This is a genomic window from Roseiflexus sp. RS-1 (genome assembly GCF_000016665.1).
Lineage (GTDB): Bacteria > Chloroflexota > Chloroflexia > Chloroflexales > Roseiflexaceae > Roseiflexus.
On sequence record NC_009523.1, the window covers coordinates 1,094,515 to 1,110,911 of the forward strand.

A 16,397-nucleotide genomic window follows, 5' to 3' on the forward strand; every position below is an offset into this window, starting at 1 on the left:
ATATTCCTGATGATCCGTGGTTCAAAAGATGGTAGGATAAGTGTATGAGCATCATCGTTGTTGACAACCAGGTCGTTCACTATGAAGTGCTGGGTCGTGGTCGCCCCGTGCTCTTTCTGCATGGCTGGATGGGCAGCTGGCGCTACTGGTTTCCGACGATGGAGTATGTGAAGCGGTCCTACCGCGCCTACTCGTTCGATTTCTGGGGCTTTGGCGAATCGCGCCGCAAGAGCACGACCGAGAGCATCCAAAATTACAGCAATCAGGTTATTCGTTTCCTCGATGCTCTCGGCATTGATCGCGTCCTGCTGGTCGGTCACTCGATGGGCGGTATGGTAGCGCTCAAAACGGCGATTGATCATCCCACGCGCATTGCGCGTGTGGTGACAGTGGGCGCTCCAATTGTCGGCTCGTCCCTCTCCTGGTTGCTCAAACTCACCTATCATCGACCGCTTGCCGATACCCTGGCGGGTGCTCCCTGGTTGCGGCGTTTTCTGTTTCGCCACTTCCTGGGCGAAACGAACGATCCGGCGGTGCACGAAATCCTCGACGACAGCCTGAAGTCTTCTGCCAGCACGTTGCAGCGTTCAATCGCCTCGATGTTGTACACCGACCTGCGCCCGGAACTGCCGAAACTCGCTGTTCCTGCGCTGATCGTCCATGGCGGGCGGGACGAGATCGTGAACCCCAATCAGGCGGATCTGTTCCACCATGTGCCGCTGGCGCAGGTCGTTGTGATGCCGAAGAGTCGCCACTTTCCTTTCCTCGATGAGGCTGAGCAGTTCAACACGCTGTTGCTTGGTTTTCTGGCAAACGATCACTCCTCCTTTCGCACCGGCATCGCGCCGCAAACGGTAGTACGCTCTTCACTGATGCCCTGAACGCCATAGATTGCCGTGATCATCCAAACCGGCGCCGCTCCGCTTTTCTGGACGCGGCGCCGGTCGAGTCTTCCGTGGTGCGCGTCATTGTGGTTCTGCGTTCTGTGGTATAATCGAGGCACATGGTTTCCGCCATCATGAGAACAGTCCTATGCCGCTCTACGAGTATCAATGCAGTGACTGCTCGCGAACGTTTGATCTGTTGCGCCCCTATCACCGTGCAGACGAAGCCCTCGATTGCCCTGTCTGCGGCAGTGATCGCGTGCGACGCAAATTATCGGTGATTGCGCTCAGGCTGGATCAGGCGTCGAATCACATCGAACGCGGAACAATGGGCGCCTGCTGTGGCGGGGGGTGCGGTTGCGCGTCGCATGGCGGTCAGGGATGATGCGGAAGCGTTCACAACAGGACGATATATGAAAGTTATTATTCCTACTGCCGGGCTTGGGACGCGCCTGCGTCCACATACCTACAGTAAGCCCAAGCCACTGGTGTCGGTCGCTGGCAAGCCGGTCCTCGGTCATATTCTCGATACGCTGACGCGGTTTCCGATCGATGAAATGATCTTCATCACCGGCTACCTGGGCAATCAAATCGCCGACTATGTCACCTCAAACTACAAAATCCCGGCGCGTTTTATCGAGCAGACCGAGCTGAAAGGTCAGGCGCACGCCGTCTATCTGGCGCGTGAAGTCGTCAGCGGTCCGACGATTATTCTGTTCGTGGATACGATCTTTGAAGCAGACCTCAGTCGCCTGACGGAGCAGGATATCGATGGCGCCATCTTCTGCAAGGAAGTGGATGATCCCCGGCGTTTCGGCGTCGCTTTCACCAAGGACGGATTCATTACCAGACTCGTGGAGAAACCGGCGACCGATGAGTCGAAACTGGCGATGATCGGTCTGTACTATATCCGCGATATTCAGTGGTTGATGCGCGCGATTGAAGTCCTGATGCTGCGGAATATCCAGACAAAAGGCGAGTACTTTCTCACCGACGCCTTGCAGTTGATGGTCGAGAATGGCGCCCGCTTCACTGCGCCGACGGTCGACGTCTGGGAAGACTGTGGCAAGCCGGAGACGGTGTTGCAGACGAATCGTTACCTGCTCGACCATGGTCGCGATTATGTTGATACCAGTCGTCTGTGTGGTTCGATCATCATTCCGCCTGTCTATGTCGATGACACGGCGCAGGTGATCAATTCGATCATCGGTCCGTATGTGTCAATTGCGGCTGGCGCTGTGGTGAAGGACTCGATCATTCGCGATTCGATTATCAATCGTGATGCGCAAATTGTCTCCGCCACGCTTCAATCGAGTCTTATTGGTGATCACGCGGTGGTCCTGGGGGATTTCCGTGAACTGAATGTGGGCGACTCCTCCGAAATCCGGTACGGGCGTCCGGCGCATTGAAAAGAATTGAGGGTGTTGCTATGCTGCACTTTCCGGTTCCCATCGGCATTGTGGCCGGGGGAGTGGCCAGTGAGGGCCAGCGGAAGGCGAGCCAGTATGGTCTGCGACCGCCGTTGCTGCGTTTGAGCAGCCGCGACAACTGGGACGCCGCATGTGGTGAGCAAGAGTTGATCCAGCGCATGGTGGCGCTGGCGCGCGCTGCCGGTCTTCCTTTTTCTCGCACGTTGATCGTCACCTGCTATGTGTCGCTGAAGACAAACCCGTTCGTTCTTCTGACCGGCATCGAAGGCGCTGGCAAGACCGAACTGGTGACGTTGTTCGCCGAAGCGCTACTCGGTCATGGCAGTCCGCAGTATGCGCTGATCAACGGCGATTCGTCCTGGCTTACCGCCACGGGGGATCAGCATTCGTTTCGCTCGTTGTTCGATCGTTTCACCTCATTGCGCTTCCTCGAACTGTTACAGGAGGCCGCCGATCCGGGGAGTGCCGGCAAGGCGTTTATCGTCTGCTTCAGTGGCCTGCTGCCGGAAGAGGTGAATTATTACTTTACGACCTTGCTGAGCGTCGATGAGGAGGGGCGTAAACGTTTGCAACTTCCCGGCATTCCTGAGGAAGATCGTCCTGTCGTGCCGCCGAATGTGTCGATCACGGCAACGGTGAATACTGCGGAGTATGCTGGCGTGTTGCACGCGGACGTCTTGCGACGGGCTGGCGTGATCGCCTTTCGGGCCGGGCGGGTCAATAATCCGATGTGGCGTCCGCTTGCACCGGCGCCGGTCGGCATACAACGCCTGTGGCTGCGCGTCGGTCAGCGTGATGCAGTCGCCGCACGTGATCACCTGTTGCGGATCATCGGTGCGACGCAGTGGAACCGCATGGAATGCTCCGAGCCGCTGGCTTCGGCGCTCAGGCGCGCTGGTATCGCGCTGCCTCCTCGCCTGCGCCAGGATGTGATGCGGTACGTCGCCAACAGTTTCGACGAAGAGGGGCGTGGGTTGTTCGACCCGGATGATGCGTTGCGGAATGCGCAAATTGCCTTCGATAGCCAGGTGGCGCAGCGGCTGATCTGGTATCTGCGTGATGCGCTCGATCCTCACCTGCTTACCGCTCTGATGAATGATCCTGATGCGTCCCGTCCGCTGGCGTGGGCGGGGTAACGCCAGAAGCGCGGGTGGACGGTGATTTCTTGCGTGAGGAACGGCGTCGTCTCATTGCATCACCGTTGCCGTTGATGACCTGATCGATGGCGTTGTCTTCGAGGGCAACGGTGGCGGCATACTCATCGATCTGAACACTGCGTCGTTGCCGCAGCGCCAGCAGTGCGACGCGGCGAATGTCCTCGATGGTTGCACTCAGCCGGAAATCGGCGGCAGCGCGGGCGCGCGCCGCCTCGAACAGCGCAATTTCGGCGCGGTGCGAGGGGATTGCCAGACGCTGAATGCAATCGATGGCAAAACGTTCGGCTTCCCCGTCAATCGTCACCTGAGGGAGAATTTCGCGCGCGGCTGCGATTTCCTGCTTGAGCTTCGCGGTCTCATCAGCATACCCGGCGCGGAATGTTTCTGGATCCTCACGAAAACGACGTGCGCGGCGGTAGATCTCCAGGCGTTGATCGGGGTCCATCAGTGGCGCTACCCATACGCGCAAGCCGAAACGATCCAGGATCTGCGGGCGCAGGGTTCCTTCCTGCGGGTTCATTGAACCAATCAGGACGAACTGCGAGGGATAGAGGCGCGTTACAGGTCCGCGCCGCACGAACGTGCGCCCCTGTGCGGCAGCGTCGAGAATAGCATCGACTACCCGCGCATCCAGCAGGTTGACTTCGTCGATGTAGAGGACATTACGGTGCGCCCGCGCCAGGACGCCTTCCTCCAGCAGAACGCGCTGCTGTTCGAGCGCCACCCGCTCATTGATCCCGCCTACCACATCCTCCATGCGGGCGTTGAGCGGCAGTTCGATAAGACGCATCGGACGACGACGTTTGACGGGGTTGCCAGCTTCATCGGTTTCTTCGACCTCGACCGTCGGCATCACATCGAGCAACCCGCGCACAGCCGTCGTTTTGCCGACGCCATAGGGACCGATCAGGAGCACACCGCCGATCTGCGGGTTGATCAACGCCAGCACGAGCGCCATTTTCAACTCCGCCTGACCGACAATTGCCAGGAACGGATAGGGCAATACCTCGTCCACGACCGCACTCACAGCAGTTCGATATCGGCGGCAAGGATTTCGAGATCGGGACGTTCTTCTTCGATCCAGCGCAGCACCGCCTGGATCTGTCCTTCAACGTAGTCGCCCGACCCGGATACGCAGGCGATGCCGAGCACGGCGCGCCCGTAATTGTCGTGCGCATCGACTTCAGTGACCGAAACGTTGAAGCGGTTGCGCATTCTGCCGAGCAGTGATTTCACGATGCTCCGTTTTTCTTTGAGCGAGCGAATGCCGGGCAGTCGCAGAGTGACCATGCATGCTGCAATAATCATCGTACAGTTGATGGCGCTTTAGTTCCACGACCAGGGCCACAGGTCGGTATAACGATTCGGACCGGAGCGCGGCAACATGGCGAGTTCCACCTGAAGCATACCGGTGATCTCGCGGATGCGCGTGGCGACATCGCATTCGAGCCAGCGTTGTTTGCGCTGATTGTCCACATGCAATCGGTGCGCCAGCCAGTAAGAGAGTTCGACCGCATCAACCGGCAGGTCGTCACGCTCATACGTGCGACCGGTAACGCGCTCGATGGTCGTCCAGTATTGGTCATACGTCCGGTGCAGTTCACTCAGCAGAGCGGGGGAAAGGTTCGTAGTGTCTTCCGATAGTTGCGCTACTGAAGCAACAATGTACGGTTCGTGCTGCATGATGTACTGCACACGGAAACGACGCTGCCCCTGGGCAATCAGCAGGTAGCGTCCATCGTCGAAACGCTGGCTTTCGGTGATGCGCGCAATGGTGCCAACCTCGAAAGGCACAACCGCCTCGCGCAGAATATCGTCGTCGATACCTATCTGACGGCGCAAACTGCGGATGAACGGATCATCGGGATTGACCTCGCTGCCCGAACGGAGTAGAACAATCCCGAACGGTTGTTGTTGTTCCAGGCATTGACCGATCATGAGGCGATACCGCTCCTCGAAGATATGGAGCGATATTGGCGCGCCCGGAAACAACACCGTATGCAATGGAAAGAGTGGTAGTTTCATAGGTTATGGCTCCGCGCCGGTGGTGCACGTCCACACTGTGGCAGCGCCGGCGCCGTTGTGCAGGTCGATCAAGAGTTCGACCTCCGGTCCTGAGAGCGCCTGGATCAGTTCAGCAGGCTCGAAACGCTTCGACAATCCCTCATTCATCACTGTCACCGCGCCGACGCGCAGTTCGAGCAGATCGGGGCGCAGATCGACCCCGCTGGCGCCGACGGCGACGAGCATGCCGCCCCAATCGGGCAGGTTACGGGCGCACATGAGGCGCACTGCTGTCGATCGTGCGACGGCGCGCGCTATCTGCGCCGCGTCGGCGTCGGTAGCTGCGCCGCGCACGGTGACGAGAATATGTTTACCGCCGGATGCCGCATCGCGCAATATCTGCTGCGCCAGATCATAACAGAGCGCATCGAGCGCCTGTTGCCATGCGCCAAGTTCCCGCGACCCATCGACAATCGGCGGTCCGCCAGCTGCCCCGTTCGCCAGCACCAGCACCGCATCGTTCGGACTGACGTCGCCGTCGATATACAGTCGTCCAAACGAGCGACTCACACTCTGATCGAGGGCGCGCATCAGCAGGCGCGATTCGATCGGTGCATCGGTGGTGATGACGCAGAGCAGCGTTGCCAGGTTCGGGCTGACCATCCGCCCTCCTTTCGCCATACCTGCCAGCGTCACCGTGCGCCCCTCACGGAGCGAGACGCGCAGAGCGCGTTCCTTCGGTCGCGTCTCGCTCGTCAGAATGGCGAGTGCAGCGCGTCGCCCGCCGTTGCTGTCGAGTTCGGATGCAGCACGGCGAATCCCTTCGCGCATCCGGTCGAGCGGCGGCGCAACGCCGATCTGCCCTGTCGAGAGCATCAAGACGCTGTCGCGTGGCACTTCCAGTTCTTCCGCAGCAATTTTAGCGCAATGCACAACCGTTGCCAGTCCGGGTTGACCGGTGCCAGCATTGGCATGCCCGGCGTTAATGACGACTGCGCGAATATTGTCGCGCTTACGCGCCAGGATCGCCTGATTGAAGAAGATCGGCGCAGCAACGATGAGATTGGTGGTGAAGAGCGCCGCAGTCTGGCAGGGATATTGTGAGTACACAATCGCCAGATCGCGGGCGCGGATCTCCTTCAGCCCGCATGAGACGCCGGTGGCGCGAAACCCTGCCGGGCTTGAAACATGCCCGTCTTCAATAATATTGTAACTCATAGTCATCTACCACACACGACAGATCAGACCTTTCAGGTATTCTCCTTCGGGAAAGGTCAGCAGCACCGGATGATCGGGGCTTTGGGACAGCCGTTCGATGATCTGCACATCGCGGTGTGCGTCGAGCGCTGCGCCGAACACCACCTTCTGGAACAGGTCGGCAGACACCAGCCCTGAGCACGAGAAGGTCGCCAGAATGCCGCCGGGACGCAGCAGGTGCATCGCCTGCATGTTAATGTCCTTATAGCCGCGGGTAGCACGTTCAACCTGCGATTGCGAAGTGGCGAATTTGGGCGGATCGAGAATGACGACATCGAAACGACGCTGTTCCTCGCGATAGCGCCGCAGCAGTTTGAAGGCATCGCCAGGCGCTGTTTCCACCGGTGTTGCGACCATGTTGAGGGTCAGACCCTCACGAAGCATACTCAGTGCCGCCTCGCTGGTGTCGACTGCCGTGATGTGGCGCGCCCCTGCGCGCGCTGCTGCAATCGTGAAGCCGCCGGTGTAACAAAAGCAGTCAAGCGTCTCCGCACCGTTGCAGTGCGCCGCAACGCGCAACCGATTGAACGCCTGATCCAGATAGGCCCCGGTTTTTTGCCCGGCGCCCAGGTCTACCACGTGCCAGATGTCGCCCGGAAGGCGCATACGCAGGCGTGCGGGCGGCGTTTCACCCCAGAGAACGCCGGATGCTGGCGGGAGACCCTCCTTCTCGCGCACATCGGCGTCGCTGCGCTCATAAATGCCGCGCGGCGCGAGGGTTTCCACCAGGATGCGCGTCACAGCTGCACTGCGCTGCGCCATTGCCTGGGTCAACAGTTGCACCACCAGAAAGCCAGCATAGTAATCGACGATCAGTCCGGGTATGCCGTCAGACTCGGCATAGATCAGGCGGCATGCTCCTTCGTTGGCGAGCATGCCGAGTCTGCGGCGACCATCAATCGCCCGCTCGATGCGCCGACGGATAAGCGCATCATCGATCGGTTCGTCCGGCTCCCATGTAAACAGGCGGATGCGAATCTGCGATCCGGCGCTCCAGCACCCGCGCGCCAGCCACTCGCCCTCGGCGGAACGCACATCGACCACCGCGCCGCGTTCGGGCTGACGACCCTGAATACGCGCGATTGCACCGGAAAATACCCACGGATGGCGTTGAACCACGGGCCGCTCTTTGCCTGGCTGCAACGTGACGGTTGTCATAGGGTACGACACACGGTCACAGGTATTCGGTCTACTGTAACACGCTTATGGGGGATAGTCAATGGTTGTGATACCTGTTCTGCCGCTCTCGTGCTATCGAATGGATGAGAATAGTTTACACTGCCGGTATCAGAACCCGAAAGCGACATGCTCGTAGTCGGTACAGAGCAGATAAAGCGGCGGTTCGTCCTCTTCGATCAGCGGAAAGCGTCCGATGGGATGCAGAAAGCGATTGTCGGCGGCATCATCGTTGATCGACGAAACCTCGCCAGCCAGCACTCGACCGCCCTCCGCCCAGAATGCGTGGTACAGGAGCGGCGGGAGTGTGATACTTTCGCCAGGGTGCAACACGACGACGCCACCGGGAGCGACCGTGCGACGCATGCCATCAGTACTCACCTCGATCATGCGGGTCTCATCGAGGCGCTCATCCGGCGTCGAGTGGTAGAGTTGCACTACCAGCGCGCCGCCGCCGCGATTGATGATATCTTCGGTCTTCTTCCAGTGGAAATGCAACGGCGTGATCTGTCCATCTTCGACGATCAGTATCTTTTCGGCATACGGTTTGCGTGCAGGATCGCGGGGGTTGCCGTTACGCAGGGTGAACAGGGTCAGACCGGTGCGCGCGAAATCCCCTGTACCGAAATCGGTGACATCCCAGCCGAGTCGATTGGCAACGATTTCGGCGCACTCTGGTCCACGGGCGCGCCACTCGTCGGGGGACCAGTAAGCGAATGGCGGCAGATAGAAGCCGCGTTTGCGGATATATGCGTCGGCGGTGCGCAAAATGGTGTTAATAGCGGAACGTCGCATAGGTCAGGACCCTTGCTCTCTGATCGATTGCGCGAATGTCCTCATCCTGCAACAGACATGATCACGTTTTGTCCTGGACGGCGCGTGTATATTTTATTCAGTGGAAGGCGTCCGTTTGCGCAACCCGGACGTCGCTTCCTATTGTACCACTCTGCGATTGATGCGTTTCACGGCGTTCCGTGAGAGGAGGACAGGGAATGGTTCATCTGCGTATCACGCCCATCTTTCACCGGCGCTGGTTGCGGTTATGCTCGTATGTATCACGCTGCTGTCGTTCACTCCATCTGCATCTGCGCAATCGGCGCCGCCGCGACGCCCCTGTTCGTTCGATGATCCCAGCGGATGGGTCACCTGCTCACCCTACTATCTGTACCGCCGACCGAGAGAACTGAAGGATGTCTATTTTACGCGCTACTACCCTGAGACGCGGCATAATCTGTATCTGCCCTTTCTGAAGTACTGGGATCGTATGGGAGGATTGCCGGTCTTCGGGTACCCCATCAGCGAAGCGTTTCTGGAGCAGATCGAGGGGCGCTGGTACATGGTTCAGTATTTCGAGCGTCAGCGCTTTGAATGGCACTATGATCCGGACAATCCCGATCATTATCGCGACGATTATCCTTCGAAGGAATACTGGTTGCCGCTGGCGCAGAGTGTCCGTCTCGGTCGGCTGGGAGTCGAGGCGCTGAGCCGTCAGGGGCGCGACTGGCAAACATTTCCGAAGGGTGATCCTGCGGCGCCGCACTTCTTCCAGGAAACGGGGCACGCAATTGCGCCGGAGTTCTGGGGATACTGGTCGAGCCACGGGCTGGAGATGGATGGCAGACCCGGCTTTTCCAGCGCTGAGAGCCTGGCGCTGTTCGGGTATCCAATCTCTGAAGCGCAGGTCGAGCATGGGCGTCTCACCCAGTGGTTCGAGCGGGCGCGGTTCGAGTATTTCCCGGAATTTGCCGGAACGCCGTATGTGGTTCAGCTGGGGCTTCTGGGCAGGGAACTGGCAGAGGAACGGAGCGGGGAAGAACCGTTCCTGCCGACGGAGACGCTCAGTATGGCCAACGCTGCCAGGCAACGCATGCTGCTGGCATCGGGTCAGGCGCTCCAGCGTCCGCTAAAATCGCGCCCGGAGTTGCAGGCGGCGGCTGATCAGGTTGCCGCAGAATGGAGTGACGCATTCTTCAACGGGAGCGATGTCAGGAAGAGCATGGAGCGCATAGGCGCGACATATGCCAGTATGGGGAATTCTCTTGCACCGTCGATGTGGGGCATTCACCCCCATGACCCGATTGGGGGAATAATGAATAGGATGCGGTCAAATTTCTCCGATGACGGTCGTCATCTCATCGCGCTGACCATCGGCGTGTATGGTCCTGTCTGGTACCTTGATACGCCGGTCGTGCCCATGGTTTTTATCCCGGAATGGGAGTAACTCAGACATCTGAAGTATCGTCGTTTAGACGACGCATGAAACACGATGCAATACCGCCATCGCTCCTGCTCGTTATGCCGACGCGCCAGCACTGATGATCGCTGTCATGCAGGATTGCGGCGATGCCACGCTGAGGCGGAGCGGGGTCGGGGCGCGGCATGCCGCGCCCTGACGGGCAATGACGGCGCGTGCGGCGTCTCGTCGTTGCGCCTTGCCTGTATCGATGTGCACGCGATCGTCAACGCGCTGCTCTCCAAACAATGATACGCTGCGAAAACTGGCGCGACACGCGCTGAATCGCGACCCGGCGCCGTCCATCAGCGTCCTGGACACCCAATCAGTCAAGACGACCGAAGCAGACGGAGAGTGCAGCTTCGACGGGAGAAATAAGAGGGCGATCAGAAAACCGAATTTGTGGTACTATGATGGCAGCCATGCCGTTCTGATGAGGGGCAATTGGTAATGCCATACCGTGCATTGCGATCCTCTCCAACAAAGTATGCGACCGATCTGACCGATGAACCATGGGCTGCTCTCGTGCCGCTGGTCGCCACCCCGTCGCCCAACGGCGGCCGCCCGACCGACATTGATCGCCGCGCGATCGTCAACGCGCTGCTTTCCAAAAATCGCACGGGCCGTCAATGGCGCATGCGTCCGAACGATGTTCCGCCGATGAGTTCCGTTCGCTCCTATTTCGACACATGGAGTCGTGATGGAACCTTTATCAAAATCAATGATACGCTGCGGAAACCGGCGCGACACGCGCTGAGTTGCGACTCGGAGCCGTCTATCAGCATCCTGGATGCTCAATCCGTCACAACGACCGAAGCAGGCGGCGAACGTGGCTATGATGGGGAAAAAGGTCAATGGACGCAAACAGCAACGTTGAGTTGATACGAATGGGTTCCTGGGGCGTGTGCTCGTCCATCCGATGGACATTTCAGATGACGAAGGCGCCGAATGGCTTTTCGCCGCGCATCATCAATCATTTCCTCTAATGCACGAGATTCGCGTTGATGAGGGGTAAAAAGGATGAGATGCATGGCTGCGACAGAACACGGCGATACGCCTGAATGTCATTGAAAAACCGCCCGGATAAACAGGAAGTGCCGTCATTCCGAAGCGATGGCTGGCGGAACGCTCGATTGCGTAGGCGGGACGCAATCGGTTGGCGAAGAAAGCATCCAATCGCAATCCAGAATCGTGTAAGCCTTTCTTTATCTTGGTTTGATGGCAATGCTCCTGAATCGGCTTTATCCAAGATGTTAGTTTTTTCACGCTCTCAGCTTCTGCATAGGAAGCTATTATTGACTATCAGTAGTTTCGTTCTAAAAAAGGGAGTAGTTCAATGGAAATATTGGAAATAGTACTGGAAACAGTGCTGAGAGCATTGCGTGACCCAATCTGGCAAGGAGTTGGAGTTATAATATCAATATTGCTGATATTAGCACAAATTCATCCCGAAAGAGCTAAAGTTTTTATTTCTACGAGTATTGTTATTTTGATTGGGGTATTTATTGCACAATTTTTCGTAGGAGGAAATGGTAAAAATCTTGATGAACCGAATGCTACTCCTCTGCCACGCACTATGATCGTCTCTAGCCCTGCCCCGATGTCGACCAGCCCGCCCTACCCGCAACCGGTGCAATCCATCAGCGTGGAGAACGCTGCGCGCGTCGCACAACTGGCACGCTGGGGGAGGGGGAGAGTGGAAAATCTTGCCTTCTCGCCTGACGGGCGGCTGCTGGCGGTTGCTACCGGCATCGGTCTCTACCTCTACGACATTCCGGCGCTGAGCGAGGTGCGCTTCATTGCCACCGATGCGGCGGTCTTCGACATTGCCTTCTCCCCCGACGGACGGCTGCTCGCCTCCGGGTCACCGGATAAGACCGTCCGCCTGTGGGACGCGGCGAGCGGGCGGCTCGTGCGCACGCTAAAGGGGCATGGCGACTCGGTGTTCAGCGTCGCCTTCGCCCCCGACGGACGGCTGCTCGCCTCCGGGTCACCGGATAAGACCGTCCGGCTGTGGGACGTGGCGAGCGGGCAGCTCGTGCGCACGCTGGAGGGGCATACTGACTGGGTGTTCAGCGTCGCCTTCGCCCCCGACGGACGGCTGCTCGCCTCCGGGTCACTGGATAAGACCGTCCGGCTGTGGGACGCGGCGAGCGGGCAGCTCGTGCGTGCGCTGGAGGGGCATACCGACTCGGTGTTGAGCGTCGCCTTCGCCCCCGACGGACGGCTGCTCGCCTCCGGGTCACCGGATAAGACCGTCCGCCTGTGGGACGCGGCGAGCGGGCAGCTCGTGCGCACGCTGGAAGGACATACCAACTGGGTGCGCAGCGTCGCCTTCGCCCCCGACGGGCGGCTGCTCGCCTCCGGGTCATCGGATAAGACCGTCCGGCTGTGGGACGCGGCGAGCGGGCAGCTCGTGCGCACGCTGGAAGGGCATACCAGTGATGTGAACAGCGTCGCCTTCTCCCCCGACGGGCGGCTGCTCGCCTCCGCGTCTGCCGACGGCACGATCCGGCTGCGGGACGCGGCGAGCGGGCAGCGTGTCAGCGCGCTCGAAGGGCATACCGACATTGTGGCCGGCCTCTCCATATCACCTGATGGACGGCTGCTTGCTTCCGCTGCGTGGGATAGCGTCATCTCTTTGCAGGAGGCGGCAACCGGCCGGCGCGTGCGCGCGCTGGAAGGGCATACCGACGCGGTATTCAGCGTCGCGTTTGCTCCCGACGGGCGGCTGCTTGCCTCCGGCGCTCGCGACAGCACCGTCCGGCTGTGGGATGCGGCGAGCGGGCAGCTCCTGCGCACGCTAAAGGGGCATGGCAGCTCGCATGGCAGCTCGGTGTGGAGCGTCGCGTTTTCTCCCGACGGGCGGCTACTCGCCTCCGGGTCGCTGGACAACACCATCCGGCTGTGGGACGCGGCGAGCGGTCAGCTCGTGCGCACGCTGGAAGGGCATACCAGTGATGTGAACAGCGTCGCCTTTTCCCCCGACGGGCGGCTACTCGCCTCCGGCGCTCGCGACAGCACCGTCCGGCTGTGGGACGTGGCGAGCGGGCAGCTCCTGCGCACGCTGGAGGGGCATACTGACTGGGTGAACAGCGTCGCCTTCTCCCCCGACGGACGGCTGCTCGCCTCCGGGTCACCGGATAAGACCGTCCGCCTGTGGGACGCGGCGAGCGGGCAGCTCGTGCGCACGCTGGAAGGGCATACTGGTAGGGTGCTCAGCGTCGCCTTCTCCCCCGACGGGCGGTTGCTCGCGTCGGGAGGGCGTGATTGGACTGTGCGGTTATGGGACGTCCAGACCGGGCAGCTCGTGCGCACGCTGGAGGGGCATACGAATTTGGTGAGCAGCGTCGTCTTCTCCCCCGACGGGCGGCTGCTTGCCTCCGGGTCGGATGATGGCACCATCCGGCTGTGGGGCGTACCATGAGATGGTTGTAGCGATAACAATGGAAGTGCACTGAGAAGGTTCATTCAGACGCACCACTGTGCCGTAAGCATTTGACCGCGTTGATACCGTTGTACGTACGTACAAAGGGTATCTACAATCGTGGCTACCCTCCGTTCGCAATCACAGTCGAGCGCTAAGCTACAGCAGCCATGTGGTTACCGTCACAACACGGTACTGCCGCGTTTCACCTATATCGAGCAGCAAATTCACCACATCGAGAGACGGTTCACGAATTGCTCTAAAGGATAGAGGACAGAAATGCCTGAACCTCTCCTTCAGAGCATCTCGGTACGCTGTTTCGGACAGGCTTTGAGAATCTGAGTAAAACCCCAGGTTGCTTATCAGAATCTGGGTGCATATCTGAAACTATCTGTGAGTCCACTGCAAAAACTCACCACGGAGCACACAGAGCACACAAAGCGTCTAAGATTTATGAATAATAATGATCATTTTTGTCTATTGGGTGCATGTAAGAAAAAATTTCACAACCCTATGTTCAATGAAAGATCAAATTATCTTTAGTCTCTGTGATCTCCGTGGTCTCTGTGGTGAGAAGATCACCTTTTTGCAGTGAAGTCATCTGTTCTATTCCGCCGGATACTTTTGCGCTCCATTACAGCGGAGAAGTGAGTGGTGAAGTAAGAGGAGTATTACACCTACCGGTAAGAGCCTGCGAAACCGTGATCATGAGGCCCATTGTTCAATCAACGTTTGCAGCTCGTTGGAGCGCCGTCCTCGTTTTTTGGGAGGCTGCCAGCGTGGAGGCGGCACATGAAAGTGAAGCAATTCCGCAACCGTCCAGACGTGGTGGGTGAGGCCGGCGGCCATGGCCGGTGTGCAGCGATGGCCCTGGGCGTTGGTCAGGGTGGCGTGGGGCGTACAGACGTTGTCCACCGTGCCGACCAGGTCCATGCCCAGGGTCACCATGCGTTGGCGCCGGGCGCCAGAGCGGGTACGCCGCACCAGGCTGGCCAGGCGGGAGCGGAAGGTGGCATGCAGGCGCTCGATGGAGGCGGTGTGCACGGTCTGACCCCCGCCCGACGAGGCCAACAGCGCATCCAGGGCCGCTGCGGCGCCCGGCACCAGGCGGCGCACACCGCCCACCATGCGACCGCGCTCGTCCTGCGTGACCACCTGGCCGATGACGACCTGTTCCCAGGGCGCCAGGTGCGGGCGTCCGGGGCCCTTCCTGGGCGCCTTGCTACGCACGGCGCAGCGGAAGGCATTGACAGAGGCTGCCAGTCCGTCCACGGCCACCAGCAGCGCCCCCGGCCGGGCGCAGGCCCGCACCCTGTCGGCAAGCTGGCGCATGAGGCCCTTGTCCCGATGGGCGCTGACCACACCACCCAACCACAGCCGGGTGCTCACCATCAGCGCCATCGCCATCCACACCATCCCCTTCTGCATGCGGACGCGCATCTCGTCCGCTTGCACGTGCAGCAAGGACAAGCAAGCCCCCAGGACCAGATGACGATGCACCTGCTCACAATGCACACCAGCCTCCGCCGCCCACGTGCGCACCGTCTCCGCTTTCACGCCAAAGGCAGCCACCATCGCACGCACCGGACAGCCGTGGGCCAGCAGGGTGACGACCAGCACGATCATGTCCACCGGTGTCTTCTTCCAGGAACACATCGTCCCCCGACGGGCGCTGAAGGTCTTCTCACAAACCGTGCATCGATAGCGGGCTTCCTTCCGGCGGTGCACCGTGATGTTCCCTTTCCCTCCCTGTCCTCTTGCCGGGCAGGCCTCATTGGGGCAACATACCTGGGTGGGGTCCATCGCATTCCTCCTCGGTTGTCAATAGATAAGGATATGCTATGGACCCCGCCAGTTTTGTTCAACTTTCAGCCCCTGTCACGGTTTTGCGGGCACCTACCCCCGATCATTATCGTGACGATTATCCTTCGAAGGAATACTGGTTGCCGCTGGCGCAGAGTGTCCGTCTCGGTCGGCTGGGAGTCGAGGCGCTGAGCCGTCAGGGGCGCGACTGGCGGACATTTCCCAAAGGCGATCCTACTGCGCCGCACTTCTTCCAGGAAACGGGGCATGCAATTGCGCCGGAGTTCTGGGGATACTGGTCGAGCCACGGACTGGAGATGGATGGCAGACCCGGATTTTCCCGCGCTGAGAGCCTGGCGCTGTTCGGGTATCCAATCTCTGAAGCGCAGGTCGAGCATGGTCGTCTCACCCAGTGGTTCGAGCGGGCGCGGTTCGAGTATTTCCCGGAATTTGCCGGAACGCCGTATGTGGTTCAGCTGGGGCTTCTGGGCAGGGAACTGGCAGAAGAACGGAGCGGGGAAGAACCGTTCCTGCCGACGGAGGCGCTCAGCATTGCCAGCGCCGCCAGGCAACGCATGCTGCTGGCATCGGGTCAGGCGCTCCAGCGTCCGCTGAAATCACGCCCGGAATTGCAGGCGGCGGCTGATCAGGTTGCCGCAGAATGGAGTGACGCATTCTTCAACGGGGGCAATGCCAGGAAGAGCATGGAGCGCATAGGCGCGACATATGCCAGTATGGGGAATTCTCTTGCACCGTCGATGTGGGGTATTCATCCCCATGACCCGATTGGGGGAATAAGGAATAGGATGCGGTCAAATTTCTGGGGTGACGATCGTCGTCTCATCGCGCTGACCATCGGCGTGTATGGTCCTGTCTGGCACCTTGATACGCCGGTCGTGCCCATGGTTTTTATCCCGGAATGGGAGTAACCCAGACGTCTGAAGTATCGTCGTTTAGACGACGGATGAAACACAATGCAATGCCGCTATCGCTCCTGCGCCGAAGCGGAGCGGGGTCGGGGCGCGG

At 59.7% G+C, this 16,397-nt stretch carries 17 protein-coding genes; 8 read left to right on the top strand and 9 right to left on the bottom strand.

Features of this window, described 5'->3' with window-relative positions:
* Positions 1-44 precede the first annotated feature (44 nt).
* The 4 genes from ROSERS_RS04565 to ROSERS_RS04580 all read left to right on the top strand — a co-directional run bounded on the left by ROSERS_RS04565 (position 45) and on the right by ROSERS_RS04580 (position 3,450).
* Entirely contained in the window at positions 45-881 is an 837-nt protein-coding gene (locus tag ROSERS_RS04565; RefSeq protein ID WP_011955644.1) for an alpha/beta fold hydrolase, read from the top strand.
* A gap of 151 nt (positions 882-1,032) precedes the next feature.
* Entirely contained in the window at positions 1,033-1,269 is a 237-nt protein-coding gene (locus tag ROSERS_RS04570; RefSeq protein WP_011955645.1) for an FmdB family zinc ribbon protein, read from the top strand.
* A 28-nt stretch (positions 1,270-1,297) separates the two neighbouring features.
* Positions 1,298-2,293, top strand: a complete 996-nt coding sequence (locus ROSERS_RS04575) for a sugar phosphate nucleotidyltransferase (RefSeq protein ID WP_011955646.1) — start codon at positions 1,298-1,300, stop codon at positions 2,291-2,293.
* A 20-nt stretch (positions 2,294-2,313) separates the two neighbouring features.
* Complete coding sequence (locus ROSERS_RS04580; RefSeq protein ID WP_011955647.1) at positions 2,314-3,450, top strand: hypothetical protein; 1,137 nt, start codon at positions 2,314-2,316, stop codon at positions 3,448-3,450.
* Here ROSERS_RS04580 and ROSERS_RS04585 read toward each other — a convergent pair.
* From ROSERS_RS04585 to ROSERS_RS04610, 6 genes are all read right to left on the bottom strand, one after another.
* Positions 3,395-4,486: an ATP-binding protein gene (locus ROSERS_RS04585; RefSeq protein WP_011955648.1), complete on the bottom strand. Its 1,092-nt coding sequence runs from the start codon at positions 4,484-4,486 to the stop codon at positions 3,395-3,397. The genes ROSERS_RS04580 and ROSERS_RS04585 overlap by 56 nt on opposite strands.
* 8 nt (positions 4,487-4,494) lie before the next feature.
* Positions 4,495-4,761 (bottom strand): DUF503 domain-containing protein, encoded by a 267-nt coding sequence (locus ROSERS_RS04590; RefSeq protein ID WP_232282762.1) that lies wholly within the window; start codon positions 4,759-4,761, stop codon positions 4,495-4,497.
* A 36-nt stretch (positions 4,762-4,797) separates the two neighbouring features.
* On the bottom strand, positions 4,798-5,496 hold the full coding sequence (locus tag ROSERS_RS04595) for an LON peptidase substrate-binding domain-containing protein (protein ID WP_011955650.1): 699 nt from the start codon (positions 5,494-5,496) through the stop codon (positions 4,798-4,800).
* A gap of 3 nt (positions 5,497-5,499) precedes the next feature.
* A complete protein-coding gene (locus ROSERS_RS04600) occupies positions 5,500-6,693 on the bottom strand; it encodes a bifunctional ornithine acetyltransferase/N-acetylglutamate synthase (RefSeq protein ID WP_041333028.1) in 1,194 nt (397 codons plus the stop codon).
* Positions 6,694-6,699: 6 nt separating this feature from the next.
* On the bottom strand, positions 6,700-7,890 hold the full coding sequence (locus ROSERS_RS04605; protein ID WP_011955652.1) for a class I SAM-dependent rRNA methyltransferase: 1,191 nt from the start codon (positions 7,888-7,890) through the stop codon (positions 6,700-6,702).
* A gap of 129 nt (positions 7,891-8,019) precedes the next feature.
* A complete protein-coding gene (locus ROSERS_RS04610; protein WP_011955653.1) occupies positions 8,020-8,703 on the bottom strand; it encodes a D-lyxose/D-mannose family sugar isomerase in 684 nt (227 codons plus the stop codon).
* A 247-nt stretch (positions 8,704-8,950) separates the two neighbouring features.
* Between ROSERS_RS04610 and ROSERS_RS04615 the strand changes: the two genes are divergently transcribed.
* Positions 8,951-10,129 carry a hypothetical protein gene (locus ROSERS_RS04615; RefSeq protein ID WP_041333030.1) on the top strand — a complete coding sequence of 393 codons (1,179 nt, stop codon included), beginning with the start codon at positions 8,951-8,953 and terminating at the stop codon, positions 10,127-10,129.
* Between the two features lie 72 nt (positions 10,130-10,201).
* Here the strand turns inward: ROSERS_RS04615 and ROSERS_RS25825 are convergent, their stop codons facing one another.
* Positions 10,202-10,360 (bottom strand): hypothetical protein, encoded by a 159-nt coding sequence (locus ROSERS_RS25825; protein ID WP_157040971.1) that lies wholly within the window; start codon positions 10,358-10,360, stop codon positions 10,202-10,204.
* 231 nt (positions 10,361-10,591) lie between these two features.
* On the opposite strand from ROSERS_RS25825, the gene ROSERS_RS26665 reads away from it, so the two are divergent.
* A complete protein-coding gene (locus ROSERS_RS26665; protein ID WP_049767466.1) occupies positions 10,592-11,023 on the top strand; it encodes a transposase in 432 nt (143 codons plus the stop codon).
* Positions 11,024-11,110: 87 nt separating this feature from the next.
* Here the strand turns inward: ROSERS_RS26665 and ROSERS_RS26670 are convergent, their stop codons facing one another.
* Positions 11,111-11,407, bottom strand: a complete 297-nt coding sequence (locus tag ROSERS_RS26670) for a hypothetical protein (RefSeq protein WP_232282764.1) — start codon at positions 11,405-11,407, stop codon at positions 11,111-11,113.
* A 70-nt stretch (positions 11,408-11,477) separates the two neighbouring features.
* Between ROSERS_RS26670 and ROSERS_RS04630 the strand changes: the two genes are divergently transcribed.
* Positions 11,478-13,568, top strand: a complete 2,091-nt coding sequence (locus ROSERS_RS04630) for a WD40 repeat domain-containing protein (protein ID WP_011955655.1) — start codon at positions 11,478-11,480, stop codon at positions 13,566-13,568.
* Positions 13,569-14,273: 705 nt separating this feature from the next.
* Here ROSERS_RS04630 and ROSERS_RS04635 read toward each other — a convergent pair.
* Positions 14,274-15,371 (bottom strand): hypothetical protein, encoded by a 1,098-nt coding sequence (locus tag ROSERS_RS04635; protein ID WP_011955656.1) that lies wholly within the window; start codon positions 15,369-15,371, stop codon positions 14,274-14,276.
* Between the two features lie 38 nt (positions 15,372-15,409).
* On the opposite strand from ROSERS_RS04635, the gene ROSERS_RS04640 reads away from it, so the two are divergent.
* On the top strand, positions 15,410-16,300 hold the full coding sequence (locus ROSERS_RS04640) for a hypothetical protein (RefSeq protein WP_232282765.1): 891 nt from the start codon (positions 15,410-15,412) through the stop codon (positions 16,298-16,300).
* The last annotated feature ends 97 nt before the right edge of the window (positions 16,301-16,397 follow it).